Genomic DNA, 23280 nt, shown 5'->3' on the forward strand with positions numbered 1-23280 from the left:
AAAGGCCCCGTCGCTCTGAGCGGCGGGGCCTTCGTCTTTCACCGGGTGACCCGCTCGTGCCCGGTGACCCGCAGTGCCCAGCCGAGCAGGCAGGCCGCGCAGGCCGCCAGCGCCGGTATCGCGTAGGCCGCGCCCGCGCCGAGGCGGTCCGCCGCCCAGCCGCCGGAGGCCGAGCCGCAGGCGATGCCGGTGAGCAGCGCGGTCACCACCAGGCTCATGCCCTCGTTGAGGCGGCTCTCCGGCGTGCGCTCCTGCACCAGCGTCATCGCGGTGACCATGGTCGGCGCGGTCGCCGTGCCCGCCACCAGCAGGGCGCCGGCCAGCACCAGGAGCGATCCGGTGGCGGCCGCGAGCCAGGGCAGCGTCATCAGCGCCGCCATGGCGGGCAGGCACCACCCGAGCCGCCGGGCGGCCGGCCCCGGAGGCAGCGCCCCGTACAGCAGGCCCGCCGCGCAGGACCCCGCCGCCTGGAGGGCGAGCACGACCCCGGCCAGCGCGCGCCGCCCCTGGGCGTCGGCGAAGGCCACCGTGACGACCTCCATCGAACCGAACACCGCCCCGGTCGCCGTGAAGCAGACCAGCAGGGGCCGGATGCCGGGGGCGCGCAGCGGGGACGGCGCCCGGCTGCCGGTGCTGGGCGGGGGCTCGGTGGCGCGCTGGGCGGTGAACACCAGCATCCCGGCCGCCAGCAGCGCGGCCCCGGCGAGCGTGCCCGCCTCGGGGAAGAAGGTGCCGGTCAGGAAGGACGCCAGAGCCGGACCCAGCATGAAGCACAGCTCGTCGGCGGCCTGCTCGAAGGAGTTCGCGGTGTGCCGGGCCTCGGGGTCGTCCCGCAGCAGGTGGGCCCAGCGGGCGCGGGACAGCCCGCCCACGTTGGGCGTGGCCGCCCAGGAGGCGTACGCGGCGAACAGTGTCCAGTCGGGGGCGTCGTACCGCACGCACAGCAGGAGGGCCAGGGCGCCGAGCACCGCCACCAGGGTCGCGGGCCGGGCCACCCTGGCCTGTCCGTGACGGTCGACCAGCCGGGCCAGCCAGGGGCCCGCGAGCCCGCTCGCCACCAGGCCGGTCGCGCTCACCGCCCCGGCCAGGGCGTACGAGCCGCGCGCCCCGGCGATCATCACCACCGCGCTCACCCCGGCCATGCCCACCGGGAGGCGGGCGAGCAGGTTGCCGGCGGTGAAGGCGAGGGCGCCGGGGCGGGCGAAGAGACGGCGGTAGGCGGGTGCGGTCTGCGTGGACATGCCGCTCACGCTCTCCCGTGCGGCGGCCGCCGGTCCAACACCTGTTCCGCCCCGATTCACGCGCTCCCGTTGTAAGTTCACCGCCATGCCTCCCGCGATCGACCCCCGGCTGCTGCGCGCCTTCGTGACCGTCGCCGAGGAACTGCACTTCACCCGTGCCGCCGTGCGGCTCCATGTCGCCCAGCAGGCGCTCAGCCGGGACGTACGGCGGCTCGAACGGGAGCTGGGTGCCGAGTTGTTCGTCCGCACCACCCGGCAGGTGACGCTCACCGCGGACGGCGAGCGGCTGCTGCCACACGCCCGGCGGGTGCTGGCCGCCCAGGACGACCTCCTCGCCGCCTTCGGCACCGCCCGGCCGCTGCTGGTCGACGTCAACTCCGAAGGCCCCCTCACCGCCCACCGGGTGCTGCTCCGGGCCCGTGAACTGGCCGCCGGGTGCGAGCTGCTGGCCCGCTACGAGCGCGGGCTCACCGGAGCGGCGGCCGCCCTGCTCACCGGGCGGCTGGACGTCTCCTTCGGCCGCTACGCCGGTCTGGACCCGGCGCTCCGCTCCGGCCTCGACCAACAGCCCGTGCGCTACGAGCAGATGGCGGTCCTGCTGCCCGAGGACCACCCGCTGGCCGCGCTGCCCGAGGTGCCGCTCGGGGCGCTCGCCGGAGAGGCGGTGTACGCCGGCGCGGGCAACCCGGGCACGCGGGAGTGGACCGAGCTGGCGCGTCAGCTCTTCGAGGGACGCGGCATCCGGCTCGCGCCACCCCATCCGGTGGTTCTCGGCGCCGAGGAGTTCGCCCGCGTGATGGCGGCGAGCCGGATGCCGGTGCTCGCTGTGGTGGATTTTCCGGCCATGTCCGGCGCGGCGCTGCGGCCGCTGGTCGATCCGGTTCCGCTTTCGCCCGTCTCGCTGGTGTGGCGGAAGGGGCTGGTCCATCCCGCGCTCGACGCGCTGAAGGCGGCGGCGGCCGAGCTGGCGCGCACCGAAAGGTGGCTTTCGCCGCCCGGTGACCGATGGATTCCGGCCACCGATTTCGAGGTGATGAGCCGCCCGTTCTGACACTCCGAGCACACGCGAACTCACCTTGCGCTACATTCGGGGACCCGAGCACTGGGGTAGAGGGGGGCGCTCGGACCGGGTGGGGGCCTGGTCCGGCCGGCGCGTGCTCGGGCTCGCCGGCGCACCCCGGAACAGTCCCGTGGGGGGATGCGCGCACATGGAACAGTGGCGGGAAGAACGCCGACCGGAATGGCCCGACGTGGCCTCGGCGGCACGAGACATGCAGGTCACAGGGGGTCGGACCCAGGCTTTTCCGGAAACCGGAACCGTCGCGGAAGCGGACCTCGCGCCACCGCGCGGGGACCGGCCCGGCGGTGGACGCGCCGCGTTCCCACGCGTCGTACGCCCGTCCGACGCAGGAGTGTTCGCCGCGACGGAGATACTCCGGGGCGGCCCGGCCGCCCTCGCCGGGGCCGAAGCGACAGCTCTGCTCCCGCGCTCCGGGGCCCATGTCACGGCGGCCGAGTTCCGACCCTCCGGTGCCCGGTCCGGCACCGAGCGGACGGCGCTGCTGCCCACCCGGTCCGCCGCGGGGGCCCACGATCCGCACGAGGTGACCGTCCAGCTCGACTCCGTCCAGGCCGAGGGTCCCGAGGGCGCCGACGCCTCGGACCGCCCGGTGTTCGTCGACGAGTCCGGCCGCCGCAACCGTACCTTCCGCCGCCTCGGCCTGCTGGTCGCCGGGCTCTGCGCGGGATACGCCGTCGTCATCGGCGTCACCCTGCTCTCCGGCAGCTCCGACGCGCCCTGGCTGCCGGTGCCGCAGAAGGAGGACAGGCCGGCGAGTCGCGTCGACTCCTCACCCGTGCCCAGCGCCTCGGCCCCGGCCGCGCCCGGCGGCGGTGACCGCCCCGGCCCCGGCACCGGCAGGGGACCGGCGGCGCCGGGCACCGCACCGGCCACCGTCGCCGCCGTGCCCGTACCGGGACGGCGGAGCCCGGCCGCCGCCGGCACCACGGCGGCCCGGCCGCCCGCCGCCACGAGTCCGACGCCCCGGCGGTCCGCGCCACCGGCGCCCGGCGGCGGCAGCCCGCAGCCGACGCCCACCGCGACCGCGTCCACCGAGGCGTCCCCGGTGCCCGGCACCACCGCGCCCAGTCCGGCCGCCACCGAGTCCCCGGCAGGCGGAGGCGGCCCGCAGCCCCAGGGCTCGGCCGGCCGTCCCGCCGCGTCCTGACACCGGAAGAACCTCCGATGACTCCGCGAACCGCCCGCCGGGCGCTGCCCCGGCGCCGCCGGCTCCCGCTGCGCCCGCTGCTGGCCTTCCTGCTCCTGCTCGCCACGCTGGCCATGCTCATGCTGCGCGGCTATGTCCACAACGAGATCCTCGCCGACCACCGCGTGCGCCCCGAGGCGCCCGACGGGCACGTACCCGCCCGGGTCACCGACGGCGGCCCCGTCATCGACACCCGAGGGCCGCGCACCGACAGCCTCCGGGTGCCGAAGCAGCGCATCGTGCTGACCTTCGACGACGGCCCCGACCCGACCTGGACGCCCCGGGTCCTGGACGCGCTCAAGCGGAACCACGCGCGGGCCACCTTCTTCGTGACCGGCACCATGACCTCCCGCCATCCCGAGCTGGTCCGGCGCATGGTCGCCGAGGGGCACGAGGTCGGCCTGCACACCTTCAACCACCCCGACCTCTCCTACCAGTCGCAGCGAAGGGTCGACTGGGAGCTGTCCCAGGGGCAGCTGGCCCTCGCGGGCGCGGCCGGCATCCGCAGCTCGCTGTTCCGGCCCCCGTACTCCTCCTTCGCCTCCGCGATGGACGACCGGTCCTGGCCGGTGGCCGGGTACGTCGGCGGGCGGGGCTATCTCGTCGTACTCAACGACCGGGACAGCGAGGACTGGCGCAGGCCGGGGGTCGAGGAGATCATCCGCCGGGCCACGCCCGCGAAGGGCAGGGGCGCGGTCGTCCTGATGCACGACTCCGGCGGCGACCGGAGCCAGACCGTCCAGGCGATCGACACCCTGCTGCCCCGGCTCCAGGCCGAGGGCTACCGCTTCCAGACCCTCACCCAGGCGCTCGACGCGCCGAGCGCCGACACGCCTGTGACCGGGGTCGGGCTGTGGACCGGCAAGGCGTGGATCGCGCTGGTCAAGGCGGCCGACGGCATCACCGCCGGGCTCGTCGTGGGCCTCGCCGTCGTCGGCGTCCTGGTCTTCGGCCGGTTCGGGCTGATGCTGCTGCTGTCCGCCGCGCACGCCCGCCGCACCCGCCGCCGCGGTTTCCGCTGGGGCCCGGAGCCGGTCACCGAACCGGCGACCGTGCTGGTCCCCGCGTACAACGAGGCCAAGTGCATCGAGAACACCGTGCGCTCCCTGGTCGGCGGGGAGCACCCGGTGGAGGTCATCGTGGTCGACGACGGCTCCTCCGACGGCACCGCCCGCATCGTGGAGGGGCTCGCGCTGCCCGGCGTCCGGGTGGTCCGCCAGCACAACGCGGGCAAGCCCGCCGCCCTCAACCGGGGCCTGGCGAACGCCGCTCACGACCTGATCGTGATGATGGACGGCGACACGGTCTTCGAGCCGTCCACCGTCCGCGAGCTGGTGCAGCCCTTCGCCGACCCACGCGTCGGCGCCGTCGCGGGCAACGCCAAGGTCGGCAACAAGGACACTCTCATCGGCGCCTGGCAGCACATCGAGTACGTGATGGGCTTCAACCTGGACCGCCGGATGTACGACGTGCTGCGCTGCATGCCCACCATCCCCGGCGCCGTCGGCGCGTTCCGCCGCACCGCGCTGGAGCGGGCCGGCGGGATGAGCGACGACACCCTCGCCGAGGACACCGACATCACCATGGCCCTGCACCGCGACGGCTGGCGGGTGGTCTACGCGGAGAAGGCCCGCGCCTGGACCGAGGCCCCGGAGTCCGTACGGCAGCTGTGGTCCCAGCGCTACCGCTGGTCCTACGGCACCATGCAGGCCATCTGGAAACACCGCCGGGCCGTGCTGGAACGCGGGCCGTCCGGACGGTTCGGCCGGGTCGGACTGCCGCTGGTCTCGCTGTTCATGGTGGTCGCCCCGCTGCTGGCCCCGCTGATCGACCTGTTCCTCGTCTACGGCCTGGTCTTCGGCCCGACCGGAAAGACGATCGCGTCCTGGTTCGCCGTCCTGGCCGTCCAGGCGGTCTGCGCGGCCTACGCCTTCGCGCTGGACCGGGAGCGGCTCGCCCCGCTGATCTCCCTGCCGCTCCAGCAACTCCTGTACCGCCAGCTCATGTACGTCGTGCTCCTCCAGTCCTGGATCACGGCACTCACCGGCGGCCGGCTGCGCTGGCAGAAGCTCCGCCGCAAGGGCGGGGTGTCGGCCCCGGTCCCGGCCGAAGGAGCACTGCGATGACGACGGCCCTCACTCCCGAGGTGGCTCCCGAGCCGGTACAGCGGCGTGCCCCGGTCCGGGACCGCTACTTCGACCTGCTCCGCGCGGTCGCCCTGTTCCGGGTGGTCTTCTACCACCTCATGGGCTGGGCCTGGCTGCCCGTGCTCTTCCCGTCCATGGGCGTGATGTTCGCCCTCGCCGGCAACCTGATGGCCCGCTCCCTGAAGCGCCCGGCCGTGGACGTCGTCCGCGGCCGGCTGCGCCGCCTGCTGCCTCCGCTCTGGCTGCTGGGGGCGATCGGGGTCCTGGGCATGGTGCTCCAGGGGTGGCGTCCGGACGCCGAGGGGCACCCCGGCTGGTGGTTCGTCCACCTCGGCTTCTGGGTGCTGCCGCTGAGCGACCCGCCGTACGCGGGCACGCTCCCCGGCGTTCACGGGGTGCTCGGCCCCGACTGGGCGGCCGAACTGGCGGGACCCCTCTGGTACCTCCGCGCCTACCTGTGGTTCGTGCTGCTCTCCCCGCTCCTGCTGAGGGCGCTGAAGGCGATCCCGTGGACCACCGTGCTGGCACCGGTCGCGCTGGCCGCCGCCTTCGAGTTCGGCCACCTCCAGCTCCCCGGCGAGCGCGTCCCGTCGGCGCTGACCGACTTCGGCACCTTCGGCGCCTGCTGGGTCCTCGGCATGGCCCACCAGCAGGGGGTCCTGAAGCGCGTCCCGCGCTACGCGGTGCCGTCCGTCGCCCCGGTCGTCGCCGGTCTCGGCCTCTGGTACGCGCTCACGCACGGCTTCCGGCAGGGGCACGACCTGGACGACATCCCGTTCGCCCAGTCCCTCTGGTCGCTGGCCACCGTGCTGCTCCTGCTCCACATCAGCCCGGTCTGGACCGAGTGGCCGCGCCTGCTGCGCCCCTTCGACCGCCTGGTCACCCTGCTCAACTCCCGCGCGGTGACCATCTATCTCTGGCACAACCTCTGCATCCTGATCGCCTCCACCCTCTGGGACCAGCTCTGGCGCTACGACGTCCTGGACGAGAAGTGCCCCTGGCTCCTGGAGAGCCCCTGGCCCGTCCTCGCCCTCACCTGGGCCCTGATCTGCGCCTGCGTCGTCACCTTCGGCTGGGCGGAGGACCTGGCGGCCAGACGCAGGCCCCGGCTGTGGCCGGACGGACGCCCGCGCCCGGCCAGCCGCCACCGCGCGGCCTGACCGGGCCGGGGCACGGGGGGTTCCGGCCGCCGGTCGGAAGGCGCACTGTGGAGGGGAGCGAGAAGACGCCCTCCTGCCCAGGCGGTGACGCAGCGCATGGCACTCGGTACGCCCCGATTCGACGCCGGGCGAAGTTGCCTGGACCTGCTGGCCACCGCGCATCCCGGGGAACGGATCGGTACGGCGGAGGAGTTGGCGGCCTGGGTGGTCGCGGCCGGGCTGGTGCCGGCGGGGACCGACCCGGTGCCGGCGGACGGGGGATGGGTCGCGCGGTTCCGGGAACTGCGGTGGCACACCGAGAGGTTGCTGCGGTCCCCCCGCGCCCCCGACGACTCCCTGGACCGGGTCAACCGCGCCGCCCGCGCCGCCGCACCCCCCGCCGTCCGGGCCGTCGCCAGGCAGAACGGGCCGCTCGTCGGGGAGTTGGCCGAGCCGCCCACGGCCGCCGCCCTCCTCTCCCTCCTCGCCCGCGACGCCATCGACCTCCTCACCGACCCCCTGGCGCGGGCGGCCGTGCGCGAATGCGCGTCGGACGGCTGCTCCCTGCTGTACCTCGACACCTCGCGCGGGCGCCGCAGGCGGTGGTGCTCCAGTGAGGTGTGCGGGAACCGTGAGCGGGTCGCCCGGCACCGCAGGCGGGTCGCGCTCGCCCGGTCCTGAACGTCCGGGTACGGCCCAAGTGCCGGAAAGGCACATTCACTTGAGCCGTGTGATTTGGGCAACACGAGGTTTGCCTGACCATCAGTCAGGGCAGCGCAAGCTCACTTGACGCCGTGTCGGAAATGTAAAGATCGCGCGGTGAGAATGTGCGCGCATGTCCCGCTCGTCACACCACCCTTGAGAAAAACACCACCTCACCTTGAACAACCGCGCCTCCCGCCCCGTACGAAGGGGCGAGCGACCGACGGGGGCAAGCCCCGGACACCGGAGGTGGGCGTGCGCAAGGATGCGGCCGTGGCCAATGAACGTGGATCGAGGGCCCGACATCGCATGTCCTCGCAGCCCTCACAGTCGTCGGAACCCGACGAGGAGTTGATGCGTGCCCTGTACCGGGAGCACGCCGGACCGCTCCTCGCCTATGTCCTCCGGCTGGTCGCCGGTGACCGCCAGCGCGCCGAGGACGTCGTACAGGAAACGCTCATCCGTGCCTGGAAGAACGCCGGCCAGCTCAATCGGGCGACCGGTTCGGTACGCCCCTGGCTGGTGACGGTCGCCCGGCGCATCGTCATCGATGGCCACCGCAGCCGGCAGGCCCGGCCGCAGGAGGTCGATCCGTCGCCGCTGGAGGTCATCCCCGCGGAGGACGAGATCGACAAGGCGCTGTGGCTGATGACGCTGACGGACGCGCTCGACGACCTGACCCCGGCCCACCGGGAGGTGCTCGTCGAGACCTACTTCAAGGGGCGTACCGTCAACGAGGCGGCCCAGACCCTCGGGATACCCAGCGGCACGGTCCGCTCACGGGTCTTCTACGCCCTGCGATCGATGAAGCTGGCGCTGGAGGAGCGGGGGGTGACGGCGTGATGGGTGTGTACGGGGGAATGCGAGGATTCGGCGCGGGGAGTACGGGTATGTCTGGCCCCATGCAGGGATCTCCGGTGCCGAACGAGCACGAGACCGTCGGCGCCTACGCCCTCGGGATTCTCGACGACACCGAGGCGACCGCCTTCGAGACGCACCTCGCGGGCTGCGAGTGGTGCGCCCAGCAACTGGACGAACTCGCGGGGATGGAGCCCATGCTGGCCGCCCTCGCCGACCTGCCGGGCACCGGCAGCACCCCGGTCATCGGGGAGTCGCTGTCCGCGCGGCCCACCCCGAGGCTGGTCGAGAAGCTGGTCGACGAGGTCGCCGAGCGGCGCGCGAGCAAGCGGCGCCGCGGCTTCTACCTGGTCGCGGCCGCGGCCGCGCTGATCATCGGCGGCCCGGTGGCCGTGATGTCGGTGAGCGGCGGTGGCACGAGTCAGACGGCGACCCCGCTGGCCGCCTCCGCCAAGGACCACTTCGACCAGTTGCCCACCAAGGTCACCGGCACGGACGCCGGCACCGGCGTCTCCGCGACCGTCGCCCTGCAGGGCAAGGCGTGGGGCACCGACGCGGTGCTGCGCCTCGGCGGGGTCAAGGGCGAGCTGAAGTGCTCCCTGATCGCGGTCGGCAAGAACGGCGAGCGGCAGACGCTCGGCTCCTGGAGCGTGCCCAAGGACGGCTACGGCCTCCCGGACGCCAAGACCGAGCAGGCCCGCAACCCCCTCTTCATCGGGGGCGGCACCGCTCTCCAGCCCGGCGACATCGCCCACTTCGACGTCATGACCCTGGACGGCAGGAAGCTGGTCCAAGTGGACGCCTAGTGGCTGTCTGAAATCACGCCCGCGTAGCTTTGCCGGGTCCTCTTCGCGTACGGTTGACGGCTGCCCAGCACGTCAGAAGGGGGCCCGGTGGCCGCTCAGGTTCAGCATTCCGCGGTCGGCTCGGTTAACGGCGCGAACGACTCCGTACGGGACCGAGAGATCAGCGTCGAACAGGAACACCTGGACCGGGTGTACCGGCGGCTCGAGGAGAAGATCCACGAGGCCGAGTTCCTGATGCACGACGCGGCCCAGCGCGCCCATGTGGGGACGCCGGGCGCGCTGGCCGAGCGGGACGCGCAGGTCTTCCGGGCCGGCATCCATCTCAACCGGCTCAACAACGAGTTCGAGGACTTCCTCTTCGGCCGGGTCGACCTGCTCCAGGGCAAGGACGGCAAGAAGGGACCGGACGGCGCGTACACCGCCGTCGAGCCCGCCGAGGGGGCCGTGCGCCCCGACAACACCGCCGACATCGCCGAGACCCTGCACATCGGGCGGATCGGCGTCCTGGACGAGGACTACTCGCCGCTGGTCATCGACTGGCGGGCGCCGGCCGCCGCGCCGTTCTACCGCGCCACCCCCGTCGATCCCGGCCGGGTCGTGCGGCGCCGGGTCATCCGCTCCAAGGGCCGCCGCGTCCTCGGGGTCGAGGACGACCTGATGCGCCCCGAGCTGAAGGCCACCCTGGACGGCGGGGAGCTGCCCGTCATCGGCGACGGCGCGCTGATGGCCGCCCTCGGCCAGGCGCGCGGGCACACCATGCGGGACATCGTCTCCTCGATCCAGGCCGAGCAGGACCGGGTCATCCGCGCCCCCGCCGCCTCCGTCACCTACGTGGAGGGCGGCCCCGGCACCGGCAAGACCGCCGTCGCCCTGCACCGCGCGGCCTATCTGCTCTACCAGGACCGCAGACGCTACGCGGGCGGCATCCTGATCGTCTCGCCGACCCCGCTGCTGGTGGCCTACACCGAGGGCGTGCTGCCCTCCCTCGGCGAGGAGGGCCAGGTCGCCATCCGCGCGATCGGCTCGCTGGTCGACGGTGTCGAGGCCACGCTCCACGACTCCCCGGCCGTCGCCCGCGCCAAGGGCTCGTACCGGATGCTGAAGGTGCTGCGCCGGGCCGCGCGCGGCGCCCTCGAACTCGGCACCGACGCCCCTCCCGACCGGCTCCGCGTCGTCGCCTTCGGCCGCCGCCTGGAGCTGGAGGCCCAGGAGCTGGAGGCCGTCCGCCGCACCGCGCTCGGCGGCACCGCCCCCGTCAACCTGCTCCGCCCGCGCGCCCGCAAACTGCTGCTGGACGCGCTGTGGGCGAAGTCCGGCGCCTCCGGCCGGCACACCGACCCCGAGCTGGCCGCCGAGCTGCGCGCCTCCTTCGACGAGGACGTGGCCGACGAGGACTCCTTCATCGCCTTCCTCGACGCCTGGTGGCCCGAGCTGACCCCCAGGGGCGTCCTCGCCGCCATGGCCGACGAGAGGCGGCTCGGCCGCTGGGCCCGCCGGGTGCTCAACCCCGGCGAGGTCCGCAAGGTCGCCCGCGCCCTGAAGCGGGACGGCTTCTCCGTGCACGACATCGCCATGCTGGACGAACTCCAGGCGATCCTCGGCGCCCCGGCCCGCCCCCGCAAGAAGCGGGAACTGGACCCGCTGGACCAGCTCACCGGCCTGGAGGAGCTGATGCCGGTGCGGGAGGAGACCCAGCGCGAGCGCGCCGAGCGGCTCGCCCAGGAGCGCACCGAGTACGCGCACGTCATCGTGGACGAGGCGCAGGACCTCACCCCGATGCAGTGGCGCATGGTCGGCCGCCGGGGCCGGCACGCCACCTGGACGGTCGTCGGGGACCCGGCCCAGTCCTCCTGGTCCGACCCGGACGAGGCGGCCGAGGCCCGCGACGAGGCCCTGGGCTCCAGACCCCGGCGCCGCTTCGAGCTGACCGTCAACTACCGCAACCCCGCCGAGATCGCCGAGCTGGCCGCCAAGGTGCTCGCCCTCGCCATGCCCGGCTCCGAGTCCCCCCGCGCCGTACGCTCCACCGGCGTCCAGCCGCGCTTCGAGGTCGCCGGGGACTCCCTGGCCGCCACCGTCCGCGCGGAGGCGGACCGGCTGCTCTCCCTGGTCGACGGCACCGTCGGCGTCGTCGTCGCCATGAACCGGCGCGAGGAGGCCCGCCGCTGGCTCGCCGGGCTCGGGGACCGCGTGGTCGCCCTCGGCAGCCTGGAGGCCAAGGGCCTGGAGTACGACGCGACCGTGGTCGTCTCCCCGGCCGAGATCGCCGACGAGTCCCCGGCCGGCCTGCGCGTGCTGTACGTCGCCCTCACCCGTGCGACCCAGCAGCTCACCGTCGTCTCCGGCGACCGCGACGAGCCGGACGCGGCCCGTGTCCCGGACCTGCTGCGGGACTGAACGGGCGCAGTTTCCGAGAACCCCGCGCACAGGGGAATGCCCCTGGGGGTGCGTTTGTTAGCCTTGTCGTGACACCGGCCCGATCCAAGCCCCCGGGCCCAACCTTCGTCGCTACGAGCGACCACTTGCCGCGAGGCGAGCATGGCGGGTCGGTGTCGTGAAAGTGAGCGAGAGGCCCACGTCCTTTGTGACGTGGGCCTCTCGTCTTGGGCGACGGCCCGAGAACACAACGTCCGCAATCGGAGCCGACTACCACGTACTCGGCGGTAGGTGCGACGATCGGACGGCACAACACGCGACACGGTGAAAGCAGAGGAAGTCGGCCATGGCAACGGCGCCCAGCGTCTCCTACTCGATGACGGTCCGGTTGGAGGTGCCCGCGAGCGGAACGGCCGTATCGCAGCTCACCACCGCCGTCGAGTCCTCCGGAGGCTCCGTCACCGGCCTCGACGTCACCGCCTCCGGGCACGAGAAGCTCCGGATCGACGTCACCATCGCGGCCAGCTCCACCGCGCACGCCGACGAGATCGTCGAGGAGCTCCGGAACATCGAGGGCGTCACCCTCGGCAAGGTCTCCGACCGTACGTTCCTGATGCACCTCGGCGGCAAGATCGAGATGCAGTCCAAGCACCCCATCCGCAACCGCGACGACCTCTCCATGGTCTACACGCCCGGTGTGGCCCGCGTCTGCATGGCCATCGCGGAGAACCCCGAGGACGCCCGGCGCCTGACCATCAAGCGCAACTCCGTTGCGGTCGTGACGGACGGTTCCGCGGTGCTCGGCCTCGGCAACATCGGCCCCAAGGCCGCGCTGCCGGTCATGGAGGGCAAGGCGGCCCTGTTCAAGCGGTTCGCCGGCATCGACGCCTGGCCGCTGTGCCTGGACACCCAGGACACCGACGCGATCGTGGAGATCGTCAAGGCCATCGCCCCCGGCTTCGCGGGCATCAACCTGGAGGACATCTCCGCGCCCCGCTGCTTCGAGATCGAGGCCCGGCTGCGCGAGGCCCTGGACATCCCGGTCTTCCACGACGACCAGCACGGCACCGCCATCGTCGTGCTCGCCGCGCTCACCAACGCGCTGCGCGTCACCGGCCGTTCGATGGAGTCCATCCGGGTCGTCATGTCCGGCGCCGGAGCGGCCGGTACGGCCATCCTGAAGCTGCTGCTGGCCGCGGGCGTCAAGAACGCCGTCGTCGCCGACATCCACGGCGTGGTGCACGCCGGCCGCGGCGACCTGGTCGACGCCCCGGCGGACTCCGCGCTGCGCTGGATCGCGGACAACACCAACCCCGAGGGGCTCACCGGCACTCTCAAGGAGGCCGTGCGCGGCGCCGACGTCTTCATCGGGGTCTCCGCCCCGAACGTCCTGGACGGCACCGACGTGGCCGCCATGGCGGACGGCGCGATCGTCTTCGCACTGGCGAACCCGGACCCCGAGGTCGACCCCGCCGTGGCCCGGCAGACGGCCGCCGTGGTGGCCACCGGCCGCTCGGACTTCCCCAACCAGATCAACAACGTGCTGGTCTTCCCCGGTGTCTTCCGCGGCCTGCTGGACGCCCAGTCCCGCACCGTCAACACCGAGATGATGCTCGCCGCCGCGCAGGCCCTCGCCAACGTGGTGACGGAGGACGAGCTGAACCCGAACTACATCGTCCCCAGCGTCTTCAACGACAAGGTCGCGGGCGCGGTGGCCGGGGCCGTCCGGGAGGCCGCAAAGGCGGCCGGAGCGGCGTCCTAGCAGCGCTTGCCGTAGGGTCGGGGAGGTTGTGGGACCGACGCCGCCTCCCCTACGGCGAGTCGTCGGTTCCCCGGTCGTGACGCCCTCTAGGGTGTCGGCGGGGCAGGCGCTTTTCCTGTGACTCCCCAGGGTGGTCTCATGACTCCTGCGGGTGCCGGATTGGCTTTCCCGCCGCAGGTAGGGGCAGGATGCGTCTCTGGGCGCGAGCGCATCGGCATCGATCTCACCTCACGCCTCATTGGCAAGAAGAACACGGGAGTAAGAACATGAACCGCAGTGAGCTGGTGGCCGCGCTGGCCGACCGCGCCGAGGTGACCCGCAAGGACGCCGACGCCGTGCTGGCCGCGTTCGCCGAGGTCGTCGGCGACATCGTCTCCAAGGGCGACGAGAAGGTCACCATCCCCGGCTTCCTGACCTTCGAGCGCACCCACCGTGCCGCTCGTACCGCGCGCAACCCGCAGACCGGTGAGCCCATCAACATCCCGGCCGGCTTCAGCGTGAAGGTCTCCGCGGGCTCGAAGCTCAAGGAAGCCGCCAAGGGCAAGTAAGCGCTCCGCTCGGGGCACCGGGCAACTGGGCGTCGTCGTGATCTGCGGGCCGCCCGTGGCTTGTCGCGCAGTTCCCCGCGCCCCTCACGGGGCGCGCCCCAGTGGGCGAAGTCGAAATGGGCGGCCCCCCTGTCACCAGGGGGGCCGCCCATTTGCGTGTGCGGGGCCCGTCAGCCGAGCGCCTTGCCCGGCAGTTCGACCTTCGCGCCGAGTTCCACGAGCTTCTCCATGAAGTTCTCGTAGCCGCGGTTGATCAGGTCGATGCCGTGGACGCGCGAGGTGCCCTCGGCGGCGAGGGCCGCGATGAGGTACGAGAAGCCGCCGCGCAGGTCGGGGATGACCAGGTCGGCGCCCTGGAGCTTGGTCGGGCCTGAGACGACCGCCGAGTGCAGGAAGTTCCGCGCGCCGAAGCGGCAGTCCGAGCCGCCCAGGCACTCGCGGTAGAGCTGGATGTGGGCGCCCATCTGGTTCAGCGCCGAGGTGAAGCCGAGCCGGGACTCGTACACCGTCTCGTGGACGATGGACAGGCCCGTGGCCTGGGTGAGGGCCACCACCAGCGGCTGCTGCCAGTCGGTCTGGAAGCCGGGGTGCACGTCCGTCTCCAGCGCGATGGACTTGAGCTGGCCGCCGGGGTGCCAGAAGCGGATGCCCTCGTCGTCGATCTCGAAGGCGCCGCCGACCTTGCGGTAGGTGTTCAGGAACGTCATCATCGAGCGCTGCTGGGCGCCCCGGACGTAGATGTTGCCGCCGGTCGCGAGCGCCGCGGAAGCCCAGGAGGCGGCCTCCAGGCGGTCCGGGAGGGCGCGGTGGTTGTAGCCGCCGAGCGAGTCCACACCGGTGATGCGGATCGTCCGGTCGGTGTCCATGGCGATGATCGCGCCCATCTTCTGCAGTACGCAGATGAGGTCCTCGATCTCGGGCTCCACGGCCGCGTTGGACAGCTCGGTGACGCCCTCGGCCAGCACGGCCGTCAGCAGCACCTGCTCGGTGGCGCCCACCGACGGGTACGGCAGGTCGATCTTCGTGCCGCGCAGCCGCTGCGGGGCCTCCAGGTACTGACCGTCCGCCCGCTTCTCGATGGTCGCGCCGAACTGGCGCAGCACGTCGAAGTGGAAGTCGATCGGCCGGCCGCCGATGTCGCAGCCGCCGAGGCCGGGGATGAAGGCGTGGCCCAGGCGGTGCAGCAGCGGGCCGCAGAACAGGATCGGGATACGGCTGGAACCCGCGTGGGCGTCGATGTCGGCGACGTTCGCGCTCTCGACGTACGTCGGGTCCAGGATCAGCTCGCCCGGCTCCTCGCCCGGCCGTACCGTCACGCCGTGCAACTGGAGCAGGCCGCGCACGACCCGCACGTCTCGGATGTCCGGGACGTTGCGCAGGCGGCTGGGCGCGCTGCCCAGAAGGGCGGCGACCATGGCCTTCGGCACGAGGTTCTTCGCACCGCGGACACGGATCTCGCCCTCCAGCGGGGTTCCGCCGTGGACAAGCAGGACATCGTCGTTGACGGTCATGAATCTCGCGTTCCGATGAGTCGGGCAGGGGTCGGCCGATCACTTTGCGCAGGGGCCGGAGAGACAGGGTAATCGCCGATCACCCTTCGCCCGTAAGCCCGAGTACCCGCCAGCCGTGTCACAACACGAACCGTTTCCCCGCAGGCACGTCGGGTCACCGGACCGCCGCCCCTCCGTACGGACGTGCTCCCTGTTCATGCGCCGTGCGGCCCCCACGCGGGCCCGGGATGCGGGATCATGTCTGGCATGACCGAGGTGTCCTCGCTCACAGGGCGGCTGCTCGTGGCAACCCCCGCTCTGGCGGACCCGAACTTCGACCGCGCGGTGGTGCTCCTCCTCGACCACGACGAGGAGGGCTCCCTGGGCGTGGTCCTCAACCGCCCCACCCCGGTGGACGTGCGGGACGTGCTGGCCGGCTGGGCGGCCCTGGCGGGCGAGCCCGGCGTGGTCTTCCAGGGCGGCCCCGTCTCGCTGGACTCCGCGCTCGGCGTCGCCGTGGTCCCCGGCGGCGGGGAGGGGGAGAGCGCGGCCCCGCTCGGCTGGCGCCGGGTGCACGGCGCGATCGGTCTGGTCGACCTCGAGACCCCGCCCGAGCTGGTCGCCTCCGCCCTCGGCGCGCTGCGCATCTTCGCCGGGTACGCGGGCTGGGGGCCGGGCCAGCTCCAGGACGAGCTGGACCAGGGCGCCTGGTACGTGGTCGAGTCCGAGCCCGGTGACATCTCCTCCCCGGAGCCCGAACGGCTGTGGCGCGAGGTGCTGCGACGCCAGCGCGGAGACCTGGCGATGGTGGCCACGTATCCGGACGACCCGTCGCTCAACTGATGGCCGTGAGCTTCAGTACCCTTGGGGCTATGAGCACTCTTGAGCCCGAGCGCGGGACTGGTACGGGGACCCTCGTCGAGCCGACGCCGCAGACGTCCCACGGCGACGGCGACCATGAGCGCTTCGCCCATTACGTCCAGAAGGACAAGATCATGGCGAGCGCCCTGGACGGCACCCCCGTCGTGGCGCTGTGCGGCAAGGTCTGGGTGCCGGGCCGCGACCCGAAGAAGTACCCCGTCTGCCCCATGTGCAAAGAGATCTACGAGTCCATGAGCAGCGGTGGCGACAAGGGCGGGGACAAGGACAAGAAGTAACCCGTCCCGCTCCACCCCGCTCCCTCGCGGATTCTCCCCGGCACCCTTCCCCGTGCTTTTCACGTGTGTTTCACCGGGCGCCGGGGCAACGTCCCCCTGACGCCGATTCCGGCTGTGCGCCGAGGTATTGCGGGGGCTGAATTGACCGGTGGGATTCACGAGGTGATTCCGGCGCCGGTCGAGGCGTACCGGGGGACGGGCGAGGGATTCACGCTCGGCCCCGGCACCGGTCTGATCGCCGCGGGGGAGGGCGCCGAGAGCACCGCGCGCTGGCTGCGCGCCACCCTGGGCGCGGCCACCGGCTTCCCCCTGACCCCGGCCGGCGGCGCCGGCGAGAGTGCCGTACGGCTCACCGCCGACCCGCGTCTCACCGGGGAGCTCGGCCCCGAGGGCTACCGGCTCGACGTCACGCGAACCGGCGCCGACCTGCGCGCCGGCGGTCCGGCCGGGCTGTTCTGGGGCGCCCAGACGCTACGGCAACTCCTCGGTCCCGACGCCTTCCGGCGCGCTCCGCTGCCCGGCCGCACCTGGCGGCTGCCGCCCGTGCGGATCAGCGACACGCCCCGCTTCGGCTGGCGCGGCCTGCTGCTCGACGTGGCCCGGCATTTCATGCCCAAGGAAGGCGTGCTGCGCTATCTCGATCTGCTGGCCGCGCACAAACTCAACGTGCTGCACCTGCACCTGACGGACGATCAGGGATGGCGCGTCGAGATCGGGCGCCACCCCCGGCTCACCGAGGTCGGCTCCTGGCGCGCGCGGACCAGATTCGGCCACCGCTCGTCCTCCCTCTGGACGGAGAAGCCGCACGGCGGCCACTACACCCGGGACGACATCCGGGAGATCGTCTCGTACGCCGCCGAACGGCATATCACCGTCGTCCCGGAAATCGATCTCCCCGGCCACTGTCAGGCCGCCATCGCCGCCTATCCGGAACTCGGCAACACCGACGCCGTCGACACCGCCGCCGTCACCGTCCGGGACGACTGGGGGATCTCCCCGCACGTCCTCGCCCCCACCGAGGCCGTCCTCGAGTTCTACGAGGGCGTGCTGGAGGAGGTGCTCGCGCTGTTCCCGTCGCCCTTCGTGCACCTCGGCGGCGACGAGTGCCCGCCGGACCAGTGGCGGAAGTCGGCCACCGCGCGGGCCCGCGCCGCCGAACTCGGACTCGCGGACGTGGACGGGCTGCGCTCCTGGTTCGCCGGCCACTTCGGCGCCTGGCTGGCCGCGCGCGGGCGCCGGATGATCGGCTGGGACGAGATCCTCGACGGCCCGCTGCCGCCAGGCGCCGCCGTCTCCTCCTGGCGCGGGCACCGGGGCGGCCGGATCGCCGCGCGGGCCGGGCACGACGTGGTGATGTGCCCCGAGCAGCACGTGTACCTCGACCACCGGCAGGCGCCCGGCGAGGACGAACCCGTGCCCATCGGCTACGTCCGCACCCTGGCCGACGTCTACCGGTTCGAGCCCGTACCCGACGGCCTCACCGCGGAGGAGGCCCGCCATGTGCTGGGCGCCCAGGCCAACATGTGGACCGAGGTGACCGAGGACGCCGGGCGCGTGGACTACCAGGTCTTCCCCCGGCTCGCCGCGTTCGCCGAGGTCGCCTGGAGCCCGCTGCCCGCCCCGGCGGAGCGCGACCTCGCGGACTTCGAGCGCCGGATGGGCGCCCACTACCGGCGACTGGACGCCCTCGGCGTCGCCTACCGCCCGCCCGGCGGCCCCCACCCCTGGCAGCGGCGCCCCGACGTGCCCGGCCGGCCCTTCGCCGGACCGCCCGCCGAGCCGGAGTTCCCGGCCCCCGCGCCCCCGGACGCCCGCCCGGGCGCGTAACGGGACAACCGCCCGTGACATCACCGAAGAGGGTCAATCGGACCCACCCGAAGATGCTGGTGTAAACGGGACCATCCGCCCGATGGAGTGGGTCAACACCCCTTGGCCGACCCGCGCGTCCGAGCCTTGCGAAGATGTGCCAGAGTTGCCACGTCCGCCCTGTCAGCACGTACCGTACGGCAGCACAGGCGCGACCAGGTGGGGCAGCGGGAAGGGGCAGCCGGTTTGACCACGCACGCACCGCAGGCGGCACAGGCCGTGACGCTGCCCACGACGCTGGACGAGGCGGTGGCGGCCCTGACCGCCATGCCCGCCGCGGTCCCCGTCGCCGGCGGCACCGACCTCATGGCGGCCGTCAACTCCGGGCAGCTCAGGCCCGCCGCGCTGGTCGGCCTCGGCCGGATCAGCGAGATCCGCGGCTGGCAGTACCAGGACGGCCACGCGCTGCTCGGCGCCGGCCTCACCCACGCCCGCATGGGCCGGCCCGACTTCGCCGCGCTGATCCCGGCGCTCGCCGCCGCCGCGCGCGCCGCCGGACCTCCGCACATCCGCAACGCGGGCACCCTCGGCGGCAACATCGCCTCCGCCGCGCCCACCGGCGACGCGCTGCCGGTGCTGGCCGCGCTGGAGGCGACGCTGATCGTCGCCGGACCGGACGGCGCCCGCCGCGAGGTCCCCGTCTCGCACCTGCTGGCCGGGGTCGAGATGCTCCGCGGCGGCGAACTCATCGGCTACGTCCGGGTTCCGCTGCTGCACGCCCCCCAGGTCTTCCTCAAGGCCACCGGACGCACCGGGCCCGGCCGCTCGGTCGCCTCCGTCGCCCTCGTCCTCGACCCCGCCCGGCGCGGAGTGCGGTGCGCGGTCGGTGCCATAGCGCCGATGCCGCTGCGCCCGCTGGACGCCGAGCAGTGGGTCGCGCAGCTCATCGACTGGGACAACGACCGCGTCCTCGTCCCCGAAGCCCTGCAGGCGTTCGGCGAGTACGTCGCCGCGGCCTGCATCCCCGACCCGGTGCCGGAGCCGGACGGCACGGTCGTCCCGCTGCCGCCCGCGGTACTGCACCTGCGGCGCACCGTCGCCGCGCTGGCACGACGAGCACTGGGGAGGGCGCTGTCGTGACCGACGACCAGCGCGGACACGAGGACGACACGCCCCAGGGCGGCGGACGCTGGAACCCGCTGCCCCAGGGCGAGTACGACGACGGCGCGACCGCGTTCGTGCAGCTCCCCGAGGGCGGCATCGACGCCCTGCTGGCCGGGGACAGCCCGCTGGCCGCGCCGGGCCACGGCTATGTGCCGCCCCGGATAACGACCCCGCCCGAGGGCCAGGACGCGTGGGGCGCCCAGGAGCAGTGGTCCGCGCAGGACACCGTCCCGGCGCGGCAGCCGCACGGTGACGACCGGTTCACCTACCAGCCCGGGGCGCAGGGGCACTGGGCTCCCGAGGAGACCGCGGCCACGTCCGGCCACGACGTCACCGGGCAGTGGTCCGTGCCGGTCGCCGGGGGTGACCTGCCCGACGAGTCGGGCGAGTTCACCACCTCCGCGCTGGCCGAGCAGTGGGGCGCCGCCCCGCCCGTCCTCCCCGGCGGCGCGGCCGCGCCCTGGGTCACGGACACCATCGGCGGGGCGTGGGGGCCGCAGGAGCCCGCCGCGCCCGAGGCCGCGGCGGAGCCCGAGCCTGTCGCGGAGGCCGAGGGGCCTGCCGGGACGGACGAGCCCGCCGGGGGCGACGAGAGCCCCGAGGAGGCCCCTGAGGGCGCCCCTGACGGCCCGTCGGACGAGGACGCGACCCCGGAGCCCGAGGCGGCTCCCGAGGCCGTGGAGGAGCCCCTGGCGGCCGAGGTGGGGGCGGACTTCGCCGAAGAGGCAGCCGAGACCGAGGAACCGCCGCCCCCGCCCCAGGACGAACATCCCCTCGCCTCCTACGTGCTGCGCGTCAACGGCGGCGACCGGCCCGTCACCGACGCCTGGATCGGCGAGTCCCTGCTCTACGTGCTGCGCGAGCGCCTCGGCCTCGCGGGCGCCAAGGACGGCTGCTCCCAGGGCGAGTGCGGGGCGTGCAACGTCCAGGTCGACGGACGGCTCGTGGCCTCCTGCCTGGTCCCGGCGGTCACCGCCGCGGGCAGCGAGGTCCGTACCGTCGAGGGCCTGGCGAGCGGCGGGCAGCCCTCCGACGTCCAGCGGGCGCTCGCCCGGTGCGGCGCCGTGCAGTGCGGCTTCTGCGTCCCCGGCATCGCCATGACCCTGCACGACCTGCTGGAGGGCAACCCCGCCCCCACCGAGCTGGAGACCCGCCAGGCGCTCTGCGGCAACCTCTGCCGCTGCTCCGGCTACCGGGGCGTGCTCGACGCCGTCCGTGACGTCGTCGCCGAGCGCGAGGCAGGCGTCGGCGCCGACGCCGAGCCGGACGACGGCACCGCGCGCATCCCGCACCAGGCGGGCCCCGGCTCCGGCGGGGTGCACCCCTCCGCGTTCGAAGCGCCCGGTGCCTTCGGCGCGTTCGGCGCCCCGCACGACCCGCAGGACCACCCGCACCACCCGCACCACGGCCAGGACGGAGGCCAGGCGTGAGCGACGAAGCCGCCACCGCGACCACGGCGGCGGAAGCCCCCGCGGCCGAGCCGCTGCCGCACGGCCTGGGCGCCTCCCTGCCCCACGCCGACGCCCGCGCCAAGACCGAGGGCACCTTCCCCTACGCGGCCGACCTGTGGGCCGAGGGCCTGCTGTGGGCCGCCGTGCTGCGCTCCCCGCACGCGCACGCGCGCATCGTGTCCATCGACACCACGCACGCGCGCGCCATGCCCGGCGTGCGGGCCGTCGTCACCCACGAGGACGTGCCCGGCACCTCCCGGCACGGCCGGGGCACCCCGGACCGGCCGGTGTTCGCCTCCGAGGTGGTCCGCCACCACGGCGAGCCCATCGCCGCCGTCGCCGCCGACCACCCCGACACCGCGCGGATGGCCGCCGCCGCCGTCATCGTCGAGTACGAGCCCCTCGACCCGGTCACCGACCCCGAGCGCGCCTTCGAGGCCGAGCCGCTGCACCCGGACGGCAACCTGATCCGGCACATCCCGCTGCGCCACGGCGACCCCGACGCGGCCGGCGAGATCGTCGTGGAGGGCCTGTACCGCATCGGCCGCCAGGACCCCGCGCCCATCGGCGCCGAGGCCGGGCTCGCCGTACCGCGCCCGGACGGCGGGGTGGAGCTGTACCTCGCCTCCACCGACCCGCACAGCGACCGCAACACCGCCGCCGCCTGCTTCGGGCTGCCCGCCGACCGCGTGAAGATCGTGGTCACCGGCGTGCCCGGCGCCACCGCCGACCGGGAGGACCAGGGCTTCCAGCTGCCGCTCGGTCTGCTCGCGCTGCGCACCGGCTGCCCGGTGAAGCTCACCGCCAGCCGCGAGGAGTCCTTCCTCGGGCACACCCACCGCCACCCCACCCTGCTGCGCTACCGCCACCACGCGGACGCCGAGGGAAGACTCGTCAAGGTCGAGGCGCAGATCCTGCTGGACGCGGGCGCCTACGCCGACACCTCCGCCGACGCCCTGGCCGCCGCGGTCTCCTTCGCGTGCGGCCCCTATGTCGTCCCGAACGCCTTCATCGAGGGCTGGGCCGTACGCACCAACAACCCGCCCTCCGGCCATGTGCGCGGCGAGGGCGCGATGCAGGTGTGCGCCGCCTACGAGGCGCAGATGGACAAACTGGCCAAGAAGCTGGGCCTGGACCCGGCCGAGGTGCGGCTGCGCAACGTCCTGGCCACCGGTGACGTGCTGCCCATCGGCCAGACCGTGACCTGCCCGGCTCCCGTGGCCGAACTCCTCACCGCGGTGAGGGACTTCCCGCTGCCGGCGCTGCCCAAGGACGGCCCGGAGGAGGACTGGCTGCTGCCCGGCGGCCCCGAGGGCGCGGGTGAGCCGGGCGCGGTGCGCCGGGGCGTCGGCTACGGCCTCGGCATGGTGCACATGCTCGGCGCGGAGGGCACCGACGAGGTGTCCACCGCGACCGTACGCGTCCACGACGGCGTCGCCACCGTGCTGTGCGCCGCCGTGGAGTCCGGGCAGGGGTTCACCACGCTGGCCCGGCAGATCGTGCAGGAGACGCTCGGCATCGACGACGTCCACGTGGCGCCGGTCGACACCGACCAGCCCCCGGCCGGCCCCGGCTGCCGGGGCCGGCACACCTGGGTCTCCGGCGGGGCGGTGGAGCGGGCGGCCAAGATGGTCCGCACCCAGCTCCTGCAGCCGCTGGCACACCAGTTCGGCATGTCCACCGAGCTGCTCCAGATCGCCGACGGCAAGATCACCTCGTACGACGGGGTGCTCTCCACCACCGTCACCGAGGCGCTGGAGGGCAAGGAGCTGTGGGCCACCGCGCAGTGCCGCCCCCACCCCACCGAGCCGCTGGATGGCGCCGGTCAGGGGGACGCCTTCGTCGGCCTCGCCTTCTGCGCGATCCGCGCGGTGGTCGACGTCGACGTGGAGCTGGGCTCGGTACGGGTGGTGGAGCTGGCGGTCGCGCAGGACGTGGGCCGGGTGCTCAACCCCGCGCAGCTGGCGGCGCGGATCGAGGGCGGGGTCACGCAGGGCGTGGGCATCGCGCTCACCGAGAACCTCCGTACGCCGCGCGGGCTGATCCGCCATCCCGACCTCACCGGGTACGCGCTGCCGACCGCGCTGGACGCGCCGGACATCCGGATCGTGAAGCTGGTCGAGGAGCGGGACGTGGTGGCGCCGTTCGGCGCGAAGCCGGTCAGCGCGGTGCCGGTGGTGACGTCGCCCGCGGCGATCGCGTCGGCGGTGCGGGCGGCCACGGGGCGGCCGGTGAACCGGCTGCCGATCCGGCCGCAGGCCGCCGTGGTCAACGCGCGGTGAGCTGGGGTTCGTCCGGCTGAGGTCGCCTTGTGCGCGGCTGGGCTCGCCCGTTCGGCTGAACCCGCTTCCGTGAGGCAACGCGGA

General features: G+C 73.7%; 18 protein-coding genes. 16 read left to right on the top strand and 2 right to left on the bottom strand.

What is annotated here, in order from left to right; genetic code table 11:
- Nucleotides 1-38: 38 nt before the first annotated feature.
- Nucleotides 39-1241 carry an MFS transporter gene (locus EV284_RS11820; RefSeq protein ID WP_130333124.1) on the bottom strand — a complete coding sequence of 401 codons (1203 nt, stop codon included), beginning with the start codon at nucleotides 1239-1241 and terminating at the stop codon, nucleotides 39-41.
- An 85-nt stretch (nucleotides 1242-1326) separates the two neighbouring features.
- On the opposite strand from EV284_RS11820, the gene EV284_RS11825 reads away from it, so the two are divergent.
- From EV284_RS11825 to EV284_RS11870, 10 genes are all read left to right on the top strand, one after another.
- Nucleotides 1327-2292, top strand: coding sequence for a LysR family transcriptional regulator (locus EV284_RS11825; protein ID WP_130333126.1), 966 nt, complete (start codon nucleotides 1327-1329; stop codon nucleotides 2290-2292).
- Between the two features lie 361 nt (nucleotides 2293-2653).
- Nucleotides 2654-3469 (top strand): hypothetical protein, encoded by an 816-nt coding sequence (locus EV284_RS32665; protein WP_165425515.1) that lies wholly within the window; start codon nucleotides 2654-2656, stop codon nucleotides 3467-3469.
- Between the two features lie 17 nt (nucleotides 3470-3486).
- Complete coding sequence (locus tag EV284_RS11835) at nucleotides 3487-5634, top strand: bifunctional polysaccharide deacetylase/glycosyltransferase family 2 protein (protein WP_130333128.1); 2148 nt, start codon at nucleotides 3487-3489, stop codon at nucleotides 5632-5634.
- Nucleotides 5631-6815 (top strand): acyltransferase family protein, encoded by a 1185-nt coding sequence (locus tag EV284_RS11840; RefSeq protein WP_130333130.1) that lies wholly within the window; start codon nucleotides 5631-5633, stop codon nucleotides 6813-6815. The genes EV284_RS11835 and EV284_RS11840 overlap by 4 nt, the downstream gene beginning before the upstream one ends.
- Before the next feature lie 96 nt (nucleotides 6816-6911).
- A complete protein-coding gene (locus EV284_RS11845) occupies nucleotides 6912-7475 on the top strand; it encodes a CGNR zinc finger domain-containing protein (protein ID WP_130333132.1) in 564 nt (187 codons plus the stop codon).
- Nucleotides 7476-7745: 270 nt separating this feature from the next.
- Nucleotides 7746-8339, top strand: a complete 594-nt coding sequence (locus tag EV284_RS11850; protein ID WP_030810966.1) for a sigma-70 family RNA polymerase sigma factor — start codon at nucleotides 7746-7748, stop codon at nucleotides 8337-8339.
- A 47-nt stretch (nucleotides 8340-8386) separates the two neighbouring features.
- Nucleotides 8387-9160, top strand: coding sequence for a zf-HC2 domain-containing protein (locus EV284_RS11855; RefSeq protein WP_278045820.1), 774 nt, complete (start codon nucleotides 8387-8389; stop codon nucleotides 9158-9160).
- Between the two features lie 87 nt (nucleotides 9161-9247).
- The gene (locus EV284_RS11860; protein ID WP_130333134.1) at nucleotides 9248-11557 is read left to right on the top strand and encodes a UvrD-helicase domain-containing protein; all 2310 of its coding nucleotides are present in this window, start codon (nucleotides 9248-9250) and stop codon (nucleotides 11555-11557) included.
- Between the two features lie 325 nt (nucleotides 11558-11882).
- Nucleotides 11883-13298: an NAD-dependent malic enzyme gene (locus EV284_RS11865; protein ID WP_130333135.1), complete on the top strand. Its 1416-nt coding sequence runs from the start codon at nucleotides 11883-11885 to the stop codon at nucleotides 13296-13298.
- A gap of 266 nt (nucleotides 13299-13564) precedes the next feature.
- Complete coding sequence (locus EV284_RS11870; protein WP_018549700.1) at nucleotides 13565-13846, top strand: HU family DNA-binding protein; 282 nt, start codon at nucleotides 13565-13567, stop codon at nucleotides 13844-13846.
- Between the two features lie 170 nt (nucleotides 13847-14016).
- On the opposite strand, the gene murA is transcribed toward EV284_RS11870, so the two are convergent.
- The gene (murA, locus tag EV284_RS11875) at nucleotides 14017-15357 is read right to left on the bottom strand and encodes a UDP-N-acetylglucosamine 1-carboxyvinyltransferase (protein ID WP_031182632.1); all 1341 of its coding nucleotides are present in this window, start codon (nucleotides 15355-15357) and stop codon (nucleotides 14017-14019) included.
- A gap of 246 nt (nucleotides 15358-15603) precedes the next feature.
- Here murA and EV284_RS11880 point away from each other — a divergent pair, with 246 nt between their 5' ends.
- The 6 genes from EV284_RS11880 to EV284_RS11905 all read left to right on the top strand — a co-directional run bounded on the left by EV284_RS11880 (nucleotide 15604) and on the right by EV284_RS11905 (nucleotide 23196).
- Complete coding sequence (locus EV284_RS11880) at nucleotides 15604-16179, top strand: YqgE/AlgH family protein (protein WP_165425516.1); 576 nt, start codon at nucleotides 15604-15606, stop codon at nucleotides 16177-16179.
- A gap of 29 nt (nucleotides 16180-16208) precedes the next feature.
- Nucleotides 16209-16493, top strand: a complete 285-nt coding sequence (locus EV284_RS11885) for a DUF3039 domain-containing protein (RefSeq protein ID WP_130333139.1) — start codon at nucleotides 16209-16211, stop codon at nucleotides 16491-16493.
- 165 nt (nucleotides 16494-16658) lie between these two features.
- Nucleotides 16659-18320 (top strand): beta-N-acetylhexosaminidase, encoded by a 1662-nt coding sequence (locus EV284_RS11890; protein WP_242625694.1) that lies wholly within the window; start codon nucleotides 16659-16661, stop codon nucleotides 18318-18320.
- A 225-nt stretch (nucleotides 18321-18545) separates the two neighbouring features.
- Nucleotides 18546-19439: an FAD binding domain-containing protein gene (locus EV284_RS11895; protein ID WP_030810943.1), complete on the top strand. Its 894-nt coding sequence runs from the start codon at nucleotides 18546-18548 to the stop codon at nucleotides 19437-19439.
- On the top strand, nucleotides 19436-20893 hold the full coding sequence (locus tag EV284_RS11900; protein ID WP_130333143.1) for a (2Fe-2S)-binding protein: 1458 nt from the start codon (nucleotides 19436-19438) through the stop codon (nucleotides 20891-20893). Before EV284_RS11895 ends, EV284_RS11900 begins: the two co-directional genes overlap by 4 nt.
- Nucleotides 20890-23196, top strand: coding sequence for a molybdopterin cofactor-binding domain-containing protein (locus tag EV284_RS11905; protein WP_130333145.1), 2307 nt, complete (start codon nucleotides 20890-20892; stop codon nucleotides 23194-23196). Before EV284_RS11900 ends, EV284_RS11905 begins: the two co-directional genes overlap by 4 nt.
- Nucleotides 23197-23280 lie beyond the last annotated feature (84 nt).

The sequence above is a fragment of the Streptomyces sp. BK022 genome (assembly GCF_004217355.1).
GTDB classification, from domain to species: Bacteria; Actinomycetota; Actinomycetes; order Streptomycetales; family Streptomycetaceae; genus Streptomyces; species Streptomyces griseoluteus.